Source organism: Burkholderia sp. ABCPW 111 (assembly GCF_000773065.1).
Classification (GTDB): domain Bacteria; phylum Pseudomonadota; class Gammaproteobacteria; order Burkholderiales; family Burkholderiaceae; genus Burkholderia; species Burkholderia savannae.
The window spans coordinates 1-18127 of record NZ_JPWT01000124.1 but is presented as its reverse complement, the minus strand read 5'-3'; the positions used below and the strand labels follow the sequence as shown (position 1 = coordinate 18127).

Here is an 18127-nt window from a genome sequence, read left to right as displayed (position 1 = left end):
GTCGGCGGTCGGCGGTCGGCGGTCGGCGGTCGGCGGTCGGCGGTCGGCGGTCGGCGGTCGGCGGTCGGCGGTCGGCGGTCGGCGGTCAGCGGTCAGCGGTCAGCGGTCAGCGCTCAGCGGTCAGCACTCCGCATTCGACGTCAGCGCACCGCACACCGCTCGCCACGACCGCTCGCGACAAATCGCGACACGCCCGCGTGCGCGGCTGCGCTAGACTTCATCCATCGATAGAACGACGGCGACGGACGAACGCACCGCGCATCACGCAGCATGACCTTATCCCCTACCCACCGCAACGCCAAGCACGCGCCGGCGATCGCGACGACCTCGCGATCGCGCCGCGCCGCAAGCCATCTGCTCGCCGCGCTCGTCCTCGCGCTGGCCGGCACTCAATACGCGTACGCCGAAATCCGCTGCGGCTGGCTCCAGAACCCGACGCCCGCGAACTGGTGGCTCGACGACCGCACCGGCTCATGGACGCTCGGCACGATGGGCGGCCCCGAAGCCGAAGGAATGGATTTGATTCCCGACATGGCGGGCAAGCAGTACGTCGAGACCAACGGCCCACACGGCTATGCATGCGCGTGCCTCACCGTGATCACCGACAAGCAGGAACGCCGGATCGTGAAGGTGCTGAAAGCAAAGCAACTGCCGCTCTCGAGGTGCCGGCGCGACAAGCGGCTCAAGGAGCCGGAATAAGCGCGGGAGCAGGAACGCGCGCGGCATCGCCCAGCGGCGCGCGAATATCGAAACGCACGCGGAAACGGCGCGAATCGCATCGAGGACGAAGGCCCCTCGCGCCGCCGCCCCGCGACATCGGCAACATCGGCGGCATTCGTGCGATCCGCAATCTACGATGGCGGCGCGGCGATACGCCACGCGCGACGCGCACGCGGCGGCCGCGCGACCGCCCGCTCAAAGCGGTTCGATCGACTTGACGAACGTCGTCGTCGCGGCGGCGAAGCCGAGCTCGCTGTACAGCGCGAGCGCGGCCGTGTTGTGATTGAACACCGACAAGCCGATCTCGCTCACGCGCAATTGCCGCGCATCGTCCTCGAGCGCCTGCAGCACGCGCGTCGCCCAGCCCTGGCGGCGAAAGGCGGGCTCGATTTCGAGATCGTAGATGAAGAGCGTCCGGTGCGGCCCTTCCGCGACGACGCCATACCACAGGTGGCCGAGCACGACGCCGTCGCCGGATTCGCGCAGCGTGAGCAACACCTGGTCGTCGGTGAGGAGCCCATCGGGCAGCAGCGTGTCGATGCAGGCAAGCGCGCGCTCGTCGGCTTCGTCGGGCTCGCTCTGGCCGGATTCGATCAGATCCCGCGCATAGCCGCGCGCGGCGCGTTCCCGGTATTCGCGGAATTCCGTCTGGGTCATCGGGCGCATCTGGAGCATGCCGCACCTCTTCGAAGATGCCGGTGTATCACCCAGTGTAGCGGGCGGCGGGAGATTGCGCGAATCGGAATTCGCTCGCGAGCCGCCGGATGCGTGCGTTCGCGCTGTCGGCTCGATCGTGTTCGAGCGCGTCGATTTGCGCGCTCGGTACGCGGCCGTCCGTTTCCCATTTTTGCCGAACGCGCCGGCGGCGTCTCCGCCCATCGCTTCGCGCGATCCGCGTGCCCGCCGTGCCCACGGCCACGTCCGCCCTCTTGTTTGCCGCCTCGTTCACTGCCTCGCCCGCTGTCTCGTTCGCTGCTTCGCTCGCTGCTTCGTTCGCCGTCTAGCCCCGTTCCCACGCGATCTCGCTTTTCCTCGCCCGTCCGCCCGTCCGCCGACGAAACGGCCTCGACGTCGCGAATTCAACCGTCACACCGGCAGCGTTCCACCGCGCGAATCAATCGTCGGAACAAAATCGCCGCAGCGGATACAATCCGTCGGAAACCGGGCTCCGCGCGTCGGCACGACAACGACGACATTGCACAACGCGTCCGTTTATGGAAGGCGATCGCTCACGGCGAGCGTTTTCTCGACGCTTTTTTTCCGACAGGAACATCGATGAGCGAATGTATGGAGGTGCAGCCGGCCCGCCTGAGCCGCTTCGTTCCGATAGCAGTGGTCGTCTTTCTCGGCCTGATGGCGATGGGTATGCCGCTCGGATCTGTCCCCGCATTCGTCAACGCGAAGCTCGGATACGGAATGACGGTCGTCGGGCTCGTGATGGGCGTCGAATCCGTCGCGACGCTGCTTACGCGGCACTTCGCCGGCGTCACCGCCGACCGCAAGGGCCCCAAGATCGCCGTGACGATCGGCCTGATCGGCAGCTTCGCGTCGGGCGCGTTCTACTTCGTCGGCAGCGAATTCGCGGCGACGCCGGCGCTCGGCCTCGCGCTCGTCGTCGTCGGCCGGATCGCGATGGGCTTCGCGCAGGGCCTGCTGTTCACGGGCGGCAGCACCTGGCCGATCGGCATATTCGGCGCGAGCAACGCGGGCAAGGCGCTGTCGTGGATCGGCATCGCGATGTTCGCCGGCATTTCGGCCGGGGCGGCGCTCGCCGCCGCGCTCAACGAGATGTTCGGCTTCAGGATCGTCGCGCTCGCGACCGCGGTCATTCCGTTGATCGGCCTGCTCATCGCGGTGCGGCTGCCGAACGCGCATCTTGCCGCGCCCGCCGGTCACAAGGGCAGCGCGTTGCGGACGATCCGGAAAATCTGGCGGCCCGGCCTCGTGTTCGGGCTCGCGACCGTCGGCTACGTGACCGTCACGTCGTTCGTGGCGGTCGCATACATGGAGAAGGGCTGGTCGGGCGCGGAATATGCGCTGTCCGCGTTCGGGATCGGCTACGTGAGCGCACGGCTGCTGCTCGGCTCGAGCACGGACAGGAACAGCTCGCCCGTGATGGCGGTGGGGATGTTGTCGATCGAGGCAGTCGGGCAACTGCTGATCTGGCAGTCGACGAGCCCGTCGATGTCGATGCTCGGCGCCGCGCTGAGCGGCTTCGGCGTGTCGATGATTTATCCGCTGCTCGCGCTCGTCGCGATTCGCGGTATCGCGCGGCACGACTTCGGGATGGCGATCGGCTTCTACGACGCATGCTTCGACATCGCGATCGGCCTGTCAGCGCCGCTTGCCGGCGTGGTCGCGAAATTCGCCGACACGTCGGCGGTGTTCGTCGTGGGCGTCGTGTGCAGCCTCGCCGCGATCGCGATGGCGATCAGCGTCTATCGCGGCGAGGCTGCGCTCCACCAAGGCGGCGAGTGAGCTGCAAGCGAGAAGCGGCGCGCGGCGGTTCGAACCAAGGCTGGCGCGGCCGCTGCCGCACCGTCGTCGATCGATCGTCGGCCGCATCACGGCGCGATCGGCGATGCACGCGACGAAAGACGCCGGTCGATCGCGGCTGGCGCAAAGGCGCGCTGCGCCGCCGGCTTTCGGCGCAGCGGCGGTTCGTTGAATTCGCCGTGACCGGGCGCGTCGTGCCTGCCGGCGCGGGCCGCTATTTCACCGGATGCGGTTTCCCATCCGCCGGCTGGCGAACGCGCGAACGGGCCGCGACCTCGCCGACGGCGTCAATCAGCGACGGATCAGGCCGATCTGAGCGACGTGCGACTTGCGCACCCGCTCCGATTCGGCGTGGCGGGCTTTGTACGAATAGTCGGCGTCGAGCGGCAGATGCGGCGACGCGAAAAGGTCTTCGATCTTTTGAAGCAGTGCGAAGATGAGGCTCATTTGCGACTCCTGTCAGCTAGCATCTAGGGTTTTCCCGTAGATAAAATTCTACGGGTTTTCCCTAGATTGCGCTAGTGCGTCGCAACAAAATCTCTGCGGAATGTTCGTTTCCCGCACAAATGGAACCGGCGCGTCGCGTTCTCGCAACATGCGCGCGGCATCGCGCCGCATCGGCCAGCCGTCCCTTTCCAATCAGTGGCCGCGGCCTCGGTGTGGCCGCCTGGCCGGCGTCGCGACGCCGTAAGGATGGGTCGTCAAGCGTTCCAGCTGCGCGCCGAGCTCGTCCTGGCGCTGGGTCAGCGTCGCGATCGTTGCCTCCTGGGTCGCCTGAGCGGCGACGAGTCGGTCGATGCGTTGCTGCAATGCAGCATATTCATCACGCTGCCGCGATGACTGGATCGCCTGCACGATCAGCGCGGCGATCGCCGCGAGCACGACCACCGCGAGCGCGAGCAGCAGACGGTTGACCCGGCGCATCTCCGTATCGGCCGCCCGTCGCAGATCGATAGTTTCCGATTGGAGCGCGCGGACGCGGTCGGCGAGCGGACGCAACTGGGCGTCGAGGTCGAGCGGCGCGGCGGGCGCATTCGACGGCGCGGGAGCCGCGTGCGGCTCGGCCGTCTGGCGATCGGGTGCGGGAGACGCCGACGCTCCGCCAGACGCGGGCGATCCGGAATGCGCGACAGTCGCGGGGGGATGGGGCGGATTGCCGGGATTGTCGGAATTGTCGTTGCTGACGCTATTACCGACGCCGCCGGCGCCGTTCGTCGCCCCGAATGCGTACGCGGCAGGCGTCGCATTGCCGTTTGCGTGCCGCGCGTTCGACAATTGCGACGGCGCCTGTGCGTCATCCGACGCGGCGGCGTCGCTGCGCGCCGCGGCGCTTGCCGTTCGAATCGCAACCGGCGATGCCGGCTGCAAATTCGCCGGGATCGAATCGGCTCGCTTTGGGTTCGTTGGCGCGCGATCCGCCGCGCGCTTCTTCGCGGCCGCTTCGGCGGCCCGGCCGTGTTCGGCCGATTCCTGCCGCACCGATTCCTGCCGCACCGATTCCGCCGACGCTTGGCTTCGAGCCGCTTCGCCTGTGACGGTTCGACCTCCGCTCGCCTGGCCGCGAGCTGCATCGCCTTCAGGCGTGCGGCGCGCAGGCGTGCCGCTTTCGGCCGCCTGCTTCTTGCCGTTCGCGCGACGCGAAGACGAACGGCGCGAACGGGGCGGCCGGGCGGCCGCCGCGTCGTCAGCGCCGACGTTCGGCGCCACCGGGGCCGATATGTCGACGGTGGATGCATCGCGCCGCCCAGGGGCCGCATCGGCCGATGCGGCCTCGATGGAACTCGCTGCGGTGCTTGTCGCTTCATGCGCCGAAGTCTTGTCTTGCGGGCGGTCGCCCGTCGTCTCGGCGGCGGAGCGCTCGTGCGCGCCGTCTTGCGTATGTGCGGTCGTGCTGTCAGCGAATCCGCCCAGCAGATCCGCCCGTTCGCCGACGCTTTCGGCGTCGCGCACCGTCTCACGCGCGCGACGCGCGCTTTCCGCCTTGGCGTTCGACGTCGCCGCGCCCGCCGCACGCGGCATGACGACGGCATCCGCCGTTTCTGCGATCGGCGGCGCGGCAGACGCGCTCCGCGTTGCGTCGTCCGATGTCTCGTCGGCAGGCTCGGCCATCGACACGCCCGTTTTCGTCTGGTCCGCCGATTCGTCGGCTGGAGCGCTGGCTGTCCCGTCGTTGGCCTGAGTGTTGGCCTGAGCGTTGGCCTGATCATTGGCCCAAGCGTTGGCCTGATCATCGGTACGAGCGTCAGCGTGAGCATCGGTACGAGCATCGGCCTGAGCATCGGCGCGAGCCCCTGCCCGATCATCAGCCGCCACGGCATCGGCCGCCGCCTCCACGACCGTCACGCCAGCAGCCGAGCCGCCCGCCATCCCGCCACGAGCCGCTCCCTCCGCGTCCCGCGCATGCCCCGCACGCAAGTCGGCCTCGCCGCGCGGCGAATCGAAGCCCTCAAAACTGCTTTGCTGCGCACGCCCCTGCGCATCGCGCTTCCCGTCGCCCCCCGAACCGGCAGCCGCATCGTCCGTCTGCGCGCGCGCTCCCGCGGCGGCGGCGCCGAACAGATCGAGCGTGTGCTCGTCGCGAAACGCTTCGCTCGAGGCCGCGTCACGACCGGAGCGCACCGCCGCGCGCGATTGCACGCGGCCGTTCGCCGCCGCGGCGCGCGGCCGCCGCCTGGTCGTGGACGAACGGGAGGAACGAGTACGTGAGAATGCTGCGGAATCGGTCATGGATCGTTCAGCGGCGCGCCGCACGCGCGCCGGGCATGTGCTGCGAACAATTTCGGGAAGGCCGCATTGTCTCACGCCCGCCGCGCGATCCCGTGCCTCAATCGTCCGGCAAGCCGCTCTTCTGCTCGGTGAAGCCCCTCACGCCCGGCAATTGCCGCAGCCGCGCGCACATGCTCTCGTATTCGCCGTCCGATACGCGGCTAAGCGCGATCGTCACTTCGTCGCTGTCCGCCGCATCCTCGCTCTGCTGGACGATGAAGCGCTTGACGCGCGCGCTGTCGACGCCGAGCGCCGCGTGCAGCGAATCGAACGTCAGCGTGCCGCGCTCGACCAGCAGCACGAGATGACGGCGCTGGCGCACGGTCAGGTAGCGCCGCTCGAGCGGCTTGATGCCGGCGAGGATCACGAGAATGATGATGGTCGCCGCGATCGCCGCCACGTACAGTCCACCGCCCACCGCGAGCCCGACGGCCGCGACCGACCACAGGCTCGCCGCCGTCGTCAGCCCGCGGACGATCTCGCCGCGCAGCAGGATCGACCCCGCGCCGAGAAAGCCGATCCCCGAGACGACCTGCGCGGCCATCCGGGACGGATCGAGATCGACGTGCGCCTCGCCCAGCACGTCGGCGAAACCGAACGCCGACACGATCATGATGAGCGCCGAGCCGACGCACACGAGCATGTGCGTGCGCAGCCCCGCCGCCCACGAAAGTCGCTCGCGCTCGATGCCGATGACGCTGCCGAGCGCCGCCGCGAGAATCAGCCGCATGATGAGTTCGACGTTGTTCAGCATCCGCACTCTCCTTTTTTCGACGGCGGCGGGCCGCATGCTTTATCCTTGCCGCTCGGCCCGCATGTCCGGGGCCGCGTTCTTCCACCGTCAACCGCGTCGTCATTCGCCATGTCCGCACCCGTCTCCGCTTCCGGCCAGGCCGCTCAGTTGCGCCGCCACTTCGCGCAAGTCGTCTTGCCGCTCTGGCGCGGACCCGGCTTCAACCAGGCGCTGCAACTGCCGTTCGAGGCCGTCGCGCCGGACACGCACGCGCCGCTGCCCGTCACCCGCTATCGCGCGATGGCGTGCGCGCGTCAATTGTTCGTGTTCTCGCACGCGGGCGACGCCGAGCACGCGCACGCGCTCTTCGCCGCATTGTGCCGCCACTTTCGCGATCCTCGCCACGACGGCTGGTTTTTCAGCGTCGACGCGCAGGGCGCGCCGCTCGATCGCACCAAGGATCTGTATACGCACGCGTTCGTCGTGTTCGCGTGCGCCGAGTACTTCGCGGCGTTCGGCAATCGCGACGCGCGCGAGGTCGCGCAGCGCACGGCGGCGCTGATCGGCGAGCGCTTCGCGCCGGCGCCCGGCAGCGCGCTGCTCGATTCGGCACGCGGCGAGGACTTCGCCGCGACGGCAGGCGGCCCGCTGCAGAATCCGCTGATGCATCTGACGGAAGGCTGGCTCGCCGCGAGCCGCGCGTTCGGCGACGCCGCGTTCGACGACGCGCTGCTGCGCACCGCGCAGGCGGTCGAGCGCACGTTCGTCGATCCGCGTACCGGCTGCGTCGCGGAGCTGCCGCTCGGCAGCGCCGACAATCGCTTCGAGCCCGGCCATCAGTTCGAATGGTTCTATCTCGTCAACGCGGCGGGCGCGCGGCTCGCGGCGACGGGCCTGCCCGACGCGCTCGCGCGTGCGTACGCGTTCGCGCAGCGGCACGGCGTCGATCCGGGCACGGGCGGCGTCCGCGCGGCGACCGACGAGCACGGCGCATGCATCGACGGCACGCAGCGCATCTGGGCGCAGACCGAATATCTGCGCGCGCTCGCGACGCACGGCGGCGAGCCGGACGCGCTCGCCCGTCAGATCGCCCGCTTCGCCGAGCGATTCCTGCATCCGCGCGGCTGGTACGAGTGCAAGACCGCGCAGGGCGACGTGTCGCGCGCGGACATGCCGTCGACGACGCCGTATCACCTCGCGACCGCGTACGCATCGCTGCCTGCGGATGCTTGATGCTTGATGCTTGATGCTTGATGCGCGGGGCGCGGGGCGCGGGGCGCGGCGAAGGCGCCTCGGCGCGAGAGGCCGATGTGCCGCGCCGCCGTGCGCGCCCGCGCATTTGCGTCGGCGCAGTCGCGATTTCATATCGCAAAGCCTGCAGGTGTGTTCATGCGCCTCTCGCATCGAGCATCGAGCATCGAGCATCGAGCATCGAGCATCGAGCATCGAGCATCGAGCATCGAGCATCGAGCATCGAGCATCGAGCTCCGGACCCGGCTCCGAGTCCCGAGTTCCCGGTTCGGAAACCTGAACCCCGAGTTTCGCGCTCCGTGCTCCACGCCTCGACCATCAAGCCGCAAGTTCCGAATTCCGCGCTCCCAACCGAGCTCCCAACCGAGCCCCCCAAGCTCGCGGCATCGAGCCCCGGAAAACGAATCCCCCCAACCGCCGAATCCCCCGCCGCGCACGACTCGGCTCTCCGCTAAAGCGTCGCCTGCCGCACGTACCGCACGAACGCGCGCACGGCAGGCGCCTTCTCGTGCTTCCGGTACGCGAGCGCGACTTCCGACGGAATCGGCTTGCCCTCGATCGGCCGATACGCGACGCCCGGCAGCGAGACGCAGCCGACGAGCGCCTGCGGCACGACCGCGACGAATCCGCTGACCGACACGTACGCCAACACCGCGACAAGCGCGCCCGGCCGCGCAGCGACGATCGGCTCGAAACGCCCGCGGCGCGCGACTTCGAGCGTGCCGAGCGCCTGCTCGGGCACGACGAAGCGCTCGCCCGCGAGCGCGGCCGGCCGGATCGATTCGCCCGCCGCGAGCGGCGAATGCGCGGGCACCGCCGCGACGAACACGTCGCGATGCACGGTGTGCGTCAGCACGCCGTCCGGCAACGGCAGCGGCGGACGCACGTACGCGACGTCGAGCGTGCCCGCGTCGAGTTGCGCGGCGACGGCGCCCATCGAGACCTCCCGCACGTCCACGCTGATGCCCGCATGCGCGTCGCGAAACGCGCCGATCGTGCGTTGCAGCACGCCCGAGTACGCCGCCGACGACACGTACCCGACCTCGATCCGCCCGATCTCGCCGCGCTCGGCGAGCGCCGCCAGCTCCCGGCCGCGCGCGAGATGCGCGAGCGCCGCCTCGGCCTGGCCGACGTACACGGCGCCCGCCGCGCTCAGCGCGACCGAGCGCCGCGTGCGATGAAACAGCCGCACGCCGAGCAGCCGCTCCGCGTCCTGGATGAGCCGCGTCAGCGCGGGCGGCGCGATGTCGAGCTCGTCCGCCGCGCGGGCGAAGTGCAAATGCCGGGCGACGCAGAGAAATGCGCGGACGTGACGCAGTTCGAGGCGATCCATTTATTGCTCCATGATGCAATAAAGATGAATTTCTATATCAATGACGTGCAATAGGCGACCAGCCTAACATGCCGTTCCCCCTTCGCGTCACGGTGTCCGGCATGCACGATTCGCCTTCTCGATCCGCTCCGATGGAGCCCATCCTTCATGTGCCGGGGTCGCCCGCCGCACCCACGCCCGCGATCACGCCCGCCCCCGCGCCCATTGCCGCGCCGGGCTCCGCCGCGCCCCCGCGCGCGCACCGCAGCACCGCCTGGCGCGCGCTCGCGACCGCCTCCGCGACCTGCTCGCTGATCGTGCTCGACACCAACGTCGTCGCGGTGTCGCTGCCGTCGATCGCCCGCACGTTCCACGCGAGCTTCGCGGACATCGAATGGGTGGTGAGCGCGTACATGACCGCGTTCGCCGCGTGCCTGCTGCCGGCGGGCGGCCTCGCCGACCGCGCGGGCCGCAAGCGCGTGCTGCTCGCCGGGCTCGCGGTGTTCTTCGTCGCGTCGCTCGGCTGCGGGCTCGCGCCGTCGGCCGTGTTCCTCAACGTCGCGCGCGCGGTCAAGGGCGTCGGCGCCGCGATGCTGCTCACGTCGGCGCTCGCCGTGATCGCCAACCGCTTCCCCGACGGCCGCGACCGCGCGCGCGCATGGGCGATCTGGGGGATGTGCATGGGGATCGCGACGACGATCGCGCCGCTCGTCGGCGGCGCGATCGCGCAATGGATCGGGTGGCGCTGGATCTTCCTGCTGAACCTGCCGGTGTGCATCGCGCTCGCCGTGGCGGTTCGCGCGACGATCGACGAATCGCGCGACCCGCACGCGAAGCGCATCGACGTGCCGGGCAGCGTGCTGTTCGGCTCGGCGCTCGCGATCGGCATCTGGGCGCTGATCGACGCGCCGTCGCTCGGCTGGTCGGCGCCCGGCACGCTCGCGCGCTTCGCGGCGAGCGCGGCGCTCGTGGTGGCGTTCGTCGGCGTCGAGCGCTGGCAGCGGCGCCCGATGATCGACCTCGCGCTGTTCGGCGAACCGCGCTTCGTCGGCGCGCTGCTCGCGATGTTCGGCTACGCGGCGTGCGCGCAGGTGATGATGACGTTCCTGCCGCTCTATCTGCAGATCGGCTTCGGGATGTCCGCGATCGACGCGGGGCTCGGCATGCTGCCGTTCGCGCTCGCGATGGTCGTCGGGCCGTCGCTCGGCGCGGCGCTGTCGGCGCGCGCGCCGGCCGCGACCGTGCTCGGCTGCGGGCTCGCGCTGATCGGCATCGGGAATTTCGCGACCGCGGCGTTCGCGGGCGCGTCGCATTACGGCCTCGTCGCGCTCGGCATGCTGATCACCGGATGCGGCGCGGGCATCCTGAACGGCGACACGCAAAAGGCGATCATGGCGTGCGTGCCGCCGGAGCGGACCGGGATGGCGTCGGGCATCAGCACCACGACGCGCTTTTCCGCGATCGTGACGTCGGTCGGCGTGCTCGGCGCCGTGCTCGCCGCGCGGACCCACGCGGCGCTCGCCGAACGCGTCGCGCACACGCCGGACCTGCTCGGCGCGCTCGACGCGCGCTTCATGTCGAGCCTGCTCGCGGGCGACCTCGCGCAGGCGTTACGCAGCCTCTCGCCGCATGCCGGCGCGGCGCTCGCGCGGATCGCGCCGTCCGGCTTCGCGAGCGGCTTTTCGGTCGCGCTGTGCGTGAGCGGCGCATTCGCGCTCGCGGCGGCCGTCGCGGTGCGGCTGCTCGTCGGCGCGACGCCGAAGCGGGCCGCGTGAACGCGCCGCTGTCGCGGCCCGAGCGGAGCGACGGATGAGGCAAGGCCCGTGCCGCTCACGTGCCTCGCACCTCGCACCACGCACCACGCACCTCGCGCCTCGCACCACGCACCTCGCACCTCGCACCTCGCACCTCGCGCCTCGCGCCTCGCGCCTCGCGCCTCGCGCCTCGCGCCTCGCACCACGCACCTCGCGCCTCGCGCCTCGCGCCTCGCACCACGCACCTCGCGCCTCGCGCCTCGCACCACGCACCTCGCGCCTCGCGCCTCGCACCACGCACCTCGCGCCTCGCACCACGCACCACGCACCTCGCGCCTCGCACCACGCACCTCGCACCTCGCGCCTCGCACCACGCACCACGCACCTCGCGCCTCGCACCACGCACCTCGCGCCTCGCACCACGCGCCTCGCACCTCGCGCCTCGCGCCCGGCTCGCTCGACGCTACGCGCCCGCGAGCCGCGGCTCGGCTGCATCGGCGCGCGTCGCGGCGCCGGCCGGCCGGCGTCCGCGCGCGTCGCCCAGCTCGAACACCGAAACCGACCGCTGCAACTGCTCGGTCTGCTCGTTCAGCGACCCGGCCGCCGCCGCGACTTCCTCGACGAGCGCCGCGTTCTGCTGCGTCAACTGCTCCATCTGCGTGACGGCCTGATTCACCTGCTCGATCCCCGCGCTCTGCTCGATCGATGCAGCCGTGATCTCGGTCATCGTCTGCGCGACCCGCCCGATCGACGCCGACACCGAGCGCATCGCCTCGCCCGCCCGCTCGACGAGTTCGGAGCCGCCGTCGATCTGCGCGACCGATTCCTCGATCAGCGCCTTGATCTCCTTCGCCGACTGCGCGCTGCGCTGCGCGAGCGAGCGCACCTCGCCCGCGACCACCGCGAAGCCGCGCCCTTCCTCACCCGCGCGCGCCGCCTCGACGGCCGCGTTCAACGCGAGAATGTTGGTCTGGAACGCGATGCCGTCGATCACCGCGATGATCTCGGCGATCCGGCCCGAGCTGTGCGCGATCGCGTGCATCTTGTCGATCACGTCGTCGACGATCGCGCCGCCGTTCTTCGTCGTCTGCAACGCATCGTCGGCGAGCGCGCTCGCCGCGCGCGCGCTGTCGCTGTTCTGCCGCACGGTTGCGGTCAGCTCCTCCATGCTCGCCGCCGTTTCCTCGAGCGACGCGGCCTGGCTCGACGTGCGCGCGGACAGATCCGCGTTGCCGCTCGCGATCTCGGCCGCGCCGAGGTGGATCGCGTTCGACGCGTTGCGCACGGTGCGCACGGTCCCCGCGACGCTCGCCTGCATGTCGGCGAGCCCGCGCAGCAGGCGCTCGATTTCATGGACGCCGTGCGGCGTCACCTTCTCGTCGAGACGGCCGCGCGCCATCTGGTCGAAGTGCACGCACGCCTGCGCGAGCGGCGCGACCACCGCGCGCCGCGCGACGACGTAGATCCCGGCGATGCACGCGAGCATCAGCACGAGCAGCACCACGCCGACGGTCTCGAACCAGCGCATCCCGGTGTCGATCATGCCGAGCGCGTGCTGGCTCGTCCGGCCGCTGAAGTCCGAGAACGTGCGCAGTTCGCCGAGATAGGTGTCCTGGATCTCCTGCGTCGGCTGGTCGAAGAACGCCTGCATGTTGTTGGTTTCGAGGAACCGCACGAGATCGACGAGCGCCGCGTGGTACTTGCGGTAGCGGTCGGTGAGCGCCGCCGCGCGCTCGGTGTTCTCGGCGCTGATCGTCGGCGCGGCGGTGAAGTCGGCGAACGCGCGATCGGCGAGCGTGAGCTGGTCGCGCACGTGCTGGAGCGTCTCGGTGGGCATCGGATCGCCCTTCACCATCCGCGTGCTGGCGCGGGACAGGTTGGTGCGGGCGTCGAGCATGTGCTGGGTCGCGACGGTCGCGGCATCGACCTGCTTGATCGCGACATTGGACAAATCGTCGACGTTGCTGCGCGACGCGGACAGCGACCAGAAGCCGAGCCCCTCGACCGCGATCAGAAACAGGCAGAACACGACGAGCACGCCGAGCAGCCCGGATGCGAGCTTGATTTTGCTGAACATGAATTTCCGTTAGAGCCAAGAAGAGATACTGCCTTGGCTTTAGCGGCATTTCGGCGGCGGACTTGAGCGATCACGCATGCGGCGTAGGGACTCTTCGATCGCTCGAGGCCCGCCGGACAAGCCGAGCGAGCCGAACGAGGCGCGGGCGAGCCCGCCCGCGCGGGCCGCCCTACGTCGACGCCGGCAGGCCCAGCAGGCGCTCCAGATCCTGCATCAGCGCGTGCCGGCGCTGCGTCTCCTGCTCGTAGGCTCGCGCGGCCGCTTCGATGTCGCTGCCGCAATGCGGGCAGGTGCGCTCGCTCGGGTACACGTAGCCGTCGCAGTTGCGGCACAGCTTCAGCCTCGGCGGCACGCGCCCGACGTCCGGCGAGCGCTTGCCCCTGTTCTTCCACGCGAGCTCGATCACCTGCCCCGAGCGGACGATGCTCGACACTGGCTCGCCGTCTTCGATGCGCTCGGTCACGAGATCGAAGCGGCCCACCGCGAACGACGCCGGGCCCGCGTCCTGCACCTTCGCGATCCGCTCGCGCAGGCCCTGTTTCCGCAGCTCGAGCACGCGATAGTGGCAGTACGGATTGTTGCCCGGCTTGCCGAGCAGCGAATGCGACGTCCACGTGCATCCGCCGCGGCACACGTCCGCGTAATAGCAACTGCGGCAAAAGCCCCACAGATCGTCGACCGAGCGCAACCGGCCGAAATGGATGCCTTCGCTCGTGCGCCAGATGTCCTCGAGCGACAGGTCGCGCACGTTGCCGCCCGAGAAGCCGACCGTCGCGAGCGACGGGCATCCCTTCACGGTGCCGTCCGCTTCGAGCGCGATCACGGTCTGGCCGGCCGCGCAGCCGCTCCAGTGCACGCGCTCGTCGCCGAAGCCGCGCCACAGATGCTCGTACGGGCCGTAATAGCCGATGTTGTTGCCGACGTTCATCAGCAGGCCCCGGCTCAGGCCGTCCGTATACAGCTTCGCGAGGAGCGGCATCAGTTCGGCCAGCCGGTACGGCTGCAGCAGCAGTTCGTCGTTGTCGACCGCGTTGCCCATCGCGACCGTCAACTGAATCTGCCAGTGCGTCGCGCCGAGCTCGATGATCGTGTCCATCAGCGCGGGCAGGTCCGCCATCGTCTGCGCGCCGATCTGCGTGTTGACGCTCACCGCGAGGCCCGCGTCGCGCGCGCGGCGCAGCGTGTCGACGGCGCGATCGAACGCGCCCGGCACGTTGCGCACCTTGTCGTGCAGCGGCGCGAGCCCGTCGAGCGACACGCCCACGCCGTTCAGGCCGGCCTCGACCGCTTGCGCGAGGCGCTTCGGCGTCAGGTTGCGGCCGCCCGTCTGGATCGCGCAATACATGCCGTGCGAGCGGATCGCGCGGATCAGCTGCGTCCAGTCCTTGCGCAGATACGCCTCGCCGCCGATCATCGACACCTCGCGCGTGCCGAGCCGCGCGAGCGCGTCGATCACCTCGAGGCATTCGGCGGTGCTCAGCTCGTTCGTCCGCCGGCGGCCGGCCCGCGAGCCGCAGTGCAGGCATTTGAGATCGCAGGCGAGCGTGATTTCCCAAACGGCATGAACCGGGACGAAGCGTTGATAGTCGCGGTCGACCAGGTAGCGGGCCGGGCGCGCGTCCAGTGTGCTCATGTCGATGTCTCCTCGTGGGGCAGTGGCCGCCGCACGCGCGGAACACCCCCGCGCGTGCGGCAAGTCGCGCGGCCGCGCTCAGCGGCGCGCTTCCAGGCGCGAGATTTCCGCTTCGAGCTTGTCGAGCTCGGCGGCAATCGCGTCGTGGTCGGCGAGTTGCTGCTCCGCCTGCTGCGCGAGCCCCTTCATCCGGCTCAGATCGCCGGACGCCCGCGCTTCCTGCAGGCTGACTCCGTACAGCACGCCCACGTGCTCGTGCGGCGGATCGAGCGGGATCAGCGAGTTGTCTTTCGACACGATCGCGTGCTCGATCGAATGCCAGCGCCCTTCGTGCAGGTAGCGATAATTCGCCGTACCCGACTGCCAGTCCTCGGTCAGCAAGCCGTTGAACTCCAGAATCACCACCTGCGGCGCGACCGGACCGCTCGGGCTGCCCGTGACGCTCAGCGCGATCATCGGCGGCGACAGCGGGTCGATCCTCATCAGATGGAACTGCCCGGTGACGCGCGCGCGGAAATGCAGCGGCGGATAGATCGGCTGGGTGATGCGTGCGAAGCCCGAGACGATCTTCTCGACTTCGTTGACGAGCAGATACAACCAGAGGACCGGCGCGCCGAGATTGGGCGTCGCGACGCGAAGTTGGACGGGAAACAGACCGGTAGTAGCCATGACGTTAGCTCCACGAAGATGTACGAACGATGTCGATGCAAGCCCGCGCCGCTCACTGCCGGCTTTCGAGCTTGGCGATTTCCGCCTTCAGCGCGCCGAGCGCGGACGCGATGTCGTCGCGGCTTTCCAGCTGCTGGCGCGCGTAGGCGGCGAGCGTCTTCATGTGCGCGAGATCGCCGGACGCGGCCGCATACTGGATCGTCACCCCGTACAGCGGCACCGGCCCGTAAGGGGTGCGCGACGATTCGCGAATGACCGGGCCGGGCTCGAGCGGCACGACTTCCGGATCGGCCTTGACCGGTACGTTCTCGACTTCGTGCCAGGTGCCGTTCGAGTAATAGCGATACGACGCGACGCCCGTCTTGCCGTCGCCCTTGAGCAGCAGCTCGCCGAAGAACGTGATCATCGAATTCGAGTGCGGCCCGCCCTGGTTGCCCTGCAGCGAGATCTGCACGATCGCGCCGCGGCCGTCGCGACGCGGCGGCGGGCCGAGCCGGAACACGTAGGTGCCCCAGACGTCCGCGCGGAAGTTGAGCGGCGGATTCACGGCCTGCGAGATCGTCGCGGTGCCGACGACGCTATGGTCGACCGTGTCGACCACCAGATTGAGCACGAGCTGCGGCGCGCCGGGCAGCCCGGTGCCGACGATGTAGCGAACCGGAAACAAACCGACACGAAGATCTTCGGACATGTGAGCCTCCTTGATGCGGGTGGTTGAACGACGACGAAACACTGAAACGCCGCCGCGGCGAAACGGCGCGCCGAAGCGGCGCTCTCGCGGCTACTTCCGTTGTTCGAGCTTGGCGATTTCGATCTCGAGCAGCTCGAGCGCCGTGGCCAGGTTGCCCTGTTCGCTCAGCAGCGTCTGTGCCTGCTTGCGCAGCGACTTCATCTGCGTGAGATCGCCGCCGGCGATCGCCTGATGGATCGCCACGCCATACGGCGTGATCGGATGACCGTGTGCTTGACTCATGATTTCCTCGTTGAAAATGACGATGGCCGACAGCCCCGTGCCCTCTCCTGCAACCGGCGATATGCGTCTGGCTGTCGTGGTTCTGCAGGATCGGGAGTTTCGTCGATGAATGACGCGTTTCTCGCCATGCGGCGACACGGCGTCCCGCGCCGTGCCGCTTGCCGCCCGTGATTTGCCATTACTTGTCCTTCTGAACAGGCGCGTCGTTGTTCTGCGGCGGTAACGCGGTTGTCTCCGTACGCCCGTCAGGCGGGACGCTTGCGCGTCGTCGGCGGGTCTGCGTACTAAGGTTAGGTCGCCTGCGCGCTTTCGCTATCTACCAAAACTGGTAGTGGTCTGCCGAATGCCGGGCCTGCGGAGCGAGCGGCCCGGCGCCAGGCATGCGCAACGCTCGGCTCGAGCGTTGCATCGCGCGGGCTCGGCGCGCGGTCGGCGCGGGCTCGGCGCGCGATCCGCCGGCGAACTGCCGGCGATCGATGCAGCGACCGACACCCCGCTCGGCATCGGTCCGACGATGCGCCGGCGCATCGCGCATCGCAAGCCGCGCACCGCCATTCGCCATTCGCCATTCGCCAACCGTCATTCGCCGGCCGCCGGCCGTCAGCCGCCAGCCGCCAGCCGCCAGCCGCGGCAGCATTGTCGGGAGCCGCCGCCTTCGAGCATGCCCCGGTTTCGCGCCGCCAAACGCGGCTTCGGCGCGATTCGGCACGGCTTCGGCGCGATTCGGCGAACGAACCCCGCCAATAGTGCGCCGGCACGACGAATTTCCTTGCGTATCGCCCGCCCCCTTCCTAGAGTGGAGCGCAAAGAGCCGGATTGCATCGGCGGCGCGCGCATCGCACCGCATTGTTCAACGTATCAATTCAATCGATAGCGAAGGAACGTCGATGACCGACATCGTGGACCACGCGCGCGGCGCCCTGCGCGCGCAACCCTTCAGCATGCTGCTCGGCACCGAGCTCGTGCACATCGGCGGCGACGAGGCATCGCTGCGCCTGCCGATCCGCGACGAGCTCAGGCAGCAGTACGGCTTCGTCCACGGCGGCGTCATCAGCTATCTCGCCGACAACGCGCTGACGTTCGCCGGCGCGCTCGCGCTCGGTCCGCGCGTCGTCACTAGCGAATACAAGATCAATTACCTGCGCCCGGCCGTCGTCGGCACGCTGATCGCGCGCGCGAAGCTGATTTACGCGGGACGGAATCAGGCGACCTGCCAGTGCCACGTGTTCGTGATCGACGGCGATCACGAACGGCTCGTCGCGGTCGCTCAGGGCACGATCAACCGTGTCGGGGACGGGCGCGAGCCGGGTGCGGTCGAAGAAAAGGCGTAGCGCGTCGGCAAGCTGCGCGTGCGGGGAGGCGAGCGGCCTCGTCGGCCGCGTGAAACGGCGGGGCGAGCGTGGAAGACGGCACGCGGCTTGGGTGACTTGGGTGGCGCACGGTGCGGCAGCGAATCCGCCGTTGCAAAGCGGTCGCGCCGGACATCGGAATAGCGGCATCCCGGATCACCGCCATGCGCGATCGTCGGGATGCCAAATCATGGAAGCTTCAGATCACCGCGGCATCGGGACGCGGAAGCGCCCGGATGGCGAACCGCCCGCACGTCGAAGCTTTGAAGCACTAAATTCAAGGAACTCCGGAACTTTCGAGCTTCGAGCTTCGAGCTTCGAGCTTCGAGCTTCGAGCTTCGAGCTTCGAGCTTCGAGCTTCGAGCTTCGAGCTTCGAGCTTCGAGCTTCGAGCT

The 18127-nt window shown here is 69.3% G+C and carries 16 protein-coding genes; 6 read left to right on the top strand and 10 right to left on the bottom strand.

Annotated elements, in window-relative coordinates; translation table 11 throughout:
• The first annotated feature begins 270 nt into the window (after positions 1–270).
• Positions 271–699: a DUF4087 domain-containing protein gene (locus tag X946_RS27680; protein ID WP_052145207.1), complete on the top strand. Its 429-nt coding sequence runs from the start codon at positions 271–273 to the stop codon at positions 697–699.
• A 216-nt stretch (positions 700–915) separates the two neighbouring features.
• Here the strand turns inward: X946_RS27680 and X946_RS27675 are convergent, their stop codons facing one another.
• A complete protein-coding gene (locus tag X946_RS27675; RefSeq protein WP_038754713.1) occupies positions 916–1395 on the bottom strand; it encodes a GNAT family N-acetyltransferase in 480 nt (159 codons plus the stop codon).
• Between the two features lie 600 nt (positions 1396–1995).
• Here X946_RS27675 and X946_RS27670 point away from each other — a divergent pair.
• Positions 1996–3198, top strand: a complete 1203-nt coding sequence (locus X946_RS27670) for an MFS transporter (protein WP_081990086.1) — start codon at positions 1996–1998, stop codon at positions 3196–3198.
• 309 nt (positions 3199–3507) lie between these two features.
• On the opposite strand, the gene X946_RS35820 is transcribed toward X946_RS27670, so the two are convergent.
• From X946_RS35820 to X946_RS27660, 3 genes are all read right to left on the bottom strand, one after another.
• Complete coding sequence (locus X946_RS35820) at positions 3508–3663, bottom strand: hypothetical protein (RefSeq protein ID WP_162836180.1); 156 nt, start codon at positions 3661–3663, stop codon at positions 3508–3510.
• 192 nt (positions 3664–3855) lie between these two features.
• On the bottom strand, positions 3856–5943 hold the full coding sequence (locus X946_RS27665) for a hypothetical protein (RefSeq protein WP_156432560.1): 2088 nt from the start codon (positions 5941–5943) through the stop codon (positions 3856–3858).
• Between the two features lie 97 nt (positions 5944–6040).
• Complete coding sequence (locus X946_RS27660) at positions 6041–6736, bottom strand: MgtC/SapB family protein (protein WP_038754708.1); 696 nt, start codon at positions 6734–6736, stop codon at positions 6041–6043.
• Positions 6737–6844: 108 nt separating this feature from the next.
• On the opposite strand from X946_RS27660, the gene X946_RS27655 reads away from it, so the two are divergent.
• Positions 6845–7948, top strand: a complete 1104-nt coding sequence (locus X946_RS27655; protein WP_038754705.1) for an AGE family epimerase/isomerase — start codon at positions 6845–6847, stop codon at positions 7946–7948.
• Positions 7949–8417: 469 nt separating this feature from the next.
• Here X946_RS27655 and X946_RS27650 read toward each other — a convergent pair whose 3' ends face one another.
• A complete protein-coding gene (locus tag X946_RS27650; RefSeq protein ID WP_038754702.1) occupies positions 8418–9299 on the bottom strand; it encodes a LysR family transcriptional regulator in 882 nt (293 codons plus the stop codon).
• A gap of 131 nt (positions 9300–9430) precedes the next feature.
• On the opposite strand from X946_RS27650, the gene X946_RS27645 reads away from it, so the two are divergent.
• The gene (locus X946_RS27645; protein WP_226383185.1) at positions 9431–11053 is read left to right on the top strand and encodes an MFS transporter; all 1623 of its coding nucleotides are present in this window, start codon (positions 9431–9433) and stop codon (positions 11051–11053) included.
• A gap of 442 nt (positions 11054–11495) precedes the next feature.
• Here X946_RS27645 and X946_RS27640 read toward each other — a convergent pair whose 3' ends face one another.
• The 5 genes from X946_RS27640 to X946_RS27620 all read right to left on the bottom strand — a co-directional run bounded on the left by X946_RS27640 (position 11496) and on the right by X946_RS27620 (position 16384).
• Positions 11496–13109: a methyl-accepting chemotaxis protein gene (locus X946_RS27640; protein ID WP_038754699.1), complete on the bottom strand. Its 1614-nt coding sequence runs from the start codon at positions 13107–13109 to the stop codon at positions 11496–11498.
• 169 nt (positions 13110–13278) lie between these two features.
• Positions 13279–14742, bottom strand: a complete 1464-nt coding sequence (locus X946_RS27635) for a GDL motif peptide-associated radical SAM/SPASM maturase (RefSeq protein ID WP_038754696.1) — start codon at positions 14740–14742, stop codon at positions 13279–13281.
• Positions 14743–14820: 78 nt separating this feature from the next.
• Complete coding sequence (locus X946_RS27630) at positions 14821–15411, bottom strand: DUF1842 domain-containing protein (RefSeq protein ID WP_038754693.1); 591 nt, start codon at positions 15409–15411, stop codon at positions 14821–14823.
• Positions 15412–15463: 52 nt separating this feature from the next.
• A complete protein-coding gene (locus X946_RS27625) occupies positions 15464–16102 on the bottom strand; it encodes a DUF1842 domain-containing protein (RefSeq protein ID WP_038754690.1) in 639 nt (212 codons plus the stop codon).
• A 90-nt stretch (positions 16103–16192) separates the two neighbouring features.
• Complete coding sequence (locus X946_RS27620; RefSeq protein ID WP_038754687.1) at positions 16193–16384, bottom strand: DUF1843 domain-containing protein; 192 nt, start codon at positions 16382–16384, stop codon at positions 16193–16195.
• 403 nt (positions 16385–16787) lie between these two features.
• Here X946_RS27620 and X946_RS35360 point away from each other — a divergent pair, with 403 nt between their 5' ends.
• Together X946_RS35360 and X946_RS27615 are read left to right on the top strand one after the other, a co-directional pair.
• Complete coding sequence (locus X946_RS35360; RefSeq protein WP_161788710.1) at positions 16788–17258, top strand: hypothetical protein; 471 nt, start codon at positions 16788–16790, stop codon at positions 17256–17258.
• A gap of 13 nt (positions 17259–17271) precedes the next feature.
• Entirely contained in the window at positions 17272–17715 is a 444-nt protein-coding gene (locus tag X946_RS27615) for a PaaI family thioesterase (RefSeq protein ID WP_038754684.1), read from the top strand.
• Positions 17716–18127 lie beyond the last annotated feature (412 nt).

Coding starts and splice junctions, on each gene's coding strand:
- X946_RS27645 (WP_226383185.1), top strand. CDS start 9,431: ATGGAGCCCATCCTTCATGTGCCGGGGTCGCCCGCCGCACCCACGCCC.
- X946_RS27660 (WP_038754708.1), bottom strand. CDS start 6,736: ATGCTGAACAACGTCGAACTCATCATGCGGCTGATTCTCGCGGCGGCG.
- X946_RS27640 (WP_038754699.1), bottom strand. CDS start 13,109: ATGTTCAGCAAAATCAAGCTCGCATCCGGGCTGCTCGGCGTGCTCGTC.
- X946_RS27655 (WP_038754705.1), top strand. CDS start 6,845: ATGTCCGCACCCGTCTCCGCTTCCGGCCAGGCCGCTCAGTTGCGCCGC.
- X946_RS27625 (WP_038754690.1), bottom strand. CDS start 16,102: ATGTCCGAAGATCTTCGTGTCGGTTTGTTTCCGGTTCGCTACATCGTC.
- X946_RS27635 (WP_038754696.1), bottom strand. CDS start 14,742: ATGAGCACACTGGACGCGCGCCCGGCCCGCTACCTGGTCGACCGCGAC.
- X946_RS27650 (WP_038754702.1), bottom strand. CDS start 9,299: ATGGATCGCCTCGAACTGCGTCACGTCCGCGCATTTCTCTGCGTCGCC.
- X946_RS27630 (WP_038754693.1), bottom strand. CDS start 15,411: ATGGCTACTACCGGTCTGTTTCCCGTCCAACTTCGCGTCGCGACGCCC.
- X946_RS27675 (WP_038754713.1), bottom strand. CDS start 1,395: ATGCTCCAGATGCGCCCGATGACCCAGACGGAATTCCGCGAATACCGG.
- X946_RS27615 (WP_038754684.1), top strand. CDS start 17,272: ATGACCGACATCGTGGACCACGCGCGCGGCGCCCTGCGCGCGCAACCC.
- X946_RS27670 (WP_081990086.1), top strand. CDS start 1,996: ATGAGCGAATGTATGGAGGTGCAGCCGGCCCGCCTGAGCCGCTTCGTT.
- X946_RS27680 (WP_052145207.1), top strand. CDS start 271: ATGACCTTATCCCCTACCCACCGCAACGCCAAGCACGCGCCGGCGATC.
- X946_RS27620 (WP_038754687.1), bottom strand. CDS start 16,384: ATGAGTCAAGCACACGGTCATCCGATCACGCCGTATGGCGTGGCGATC.
- X946_RS27665 (WP_156432560.1), bottom strand. CDS start 5,943: ATGACCGATTCCGCAGCATTCTCACGTACTCGTTCCTCCCGTTCGTCC.
- X946_RS35820 (WP_162836180.1), bottom strand. CDS start 3,663: ATGAGCCTCATCTTCGCACTGCTTCAAAAGATCGAAGACCTTTTCGCG.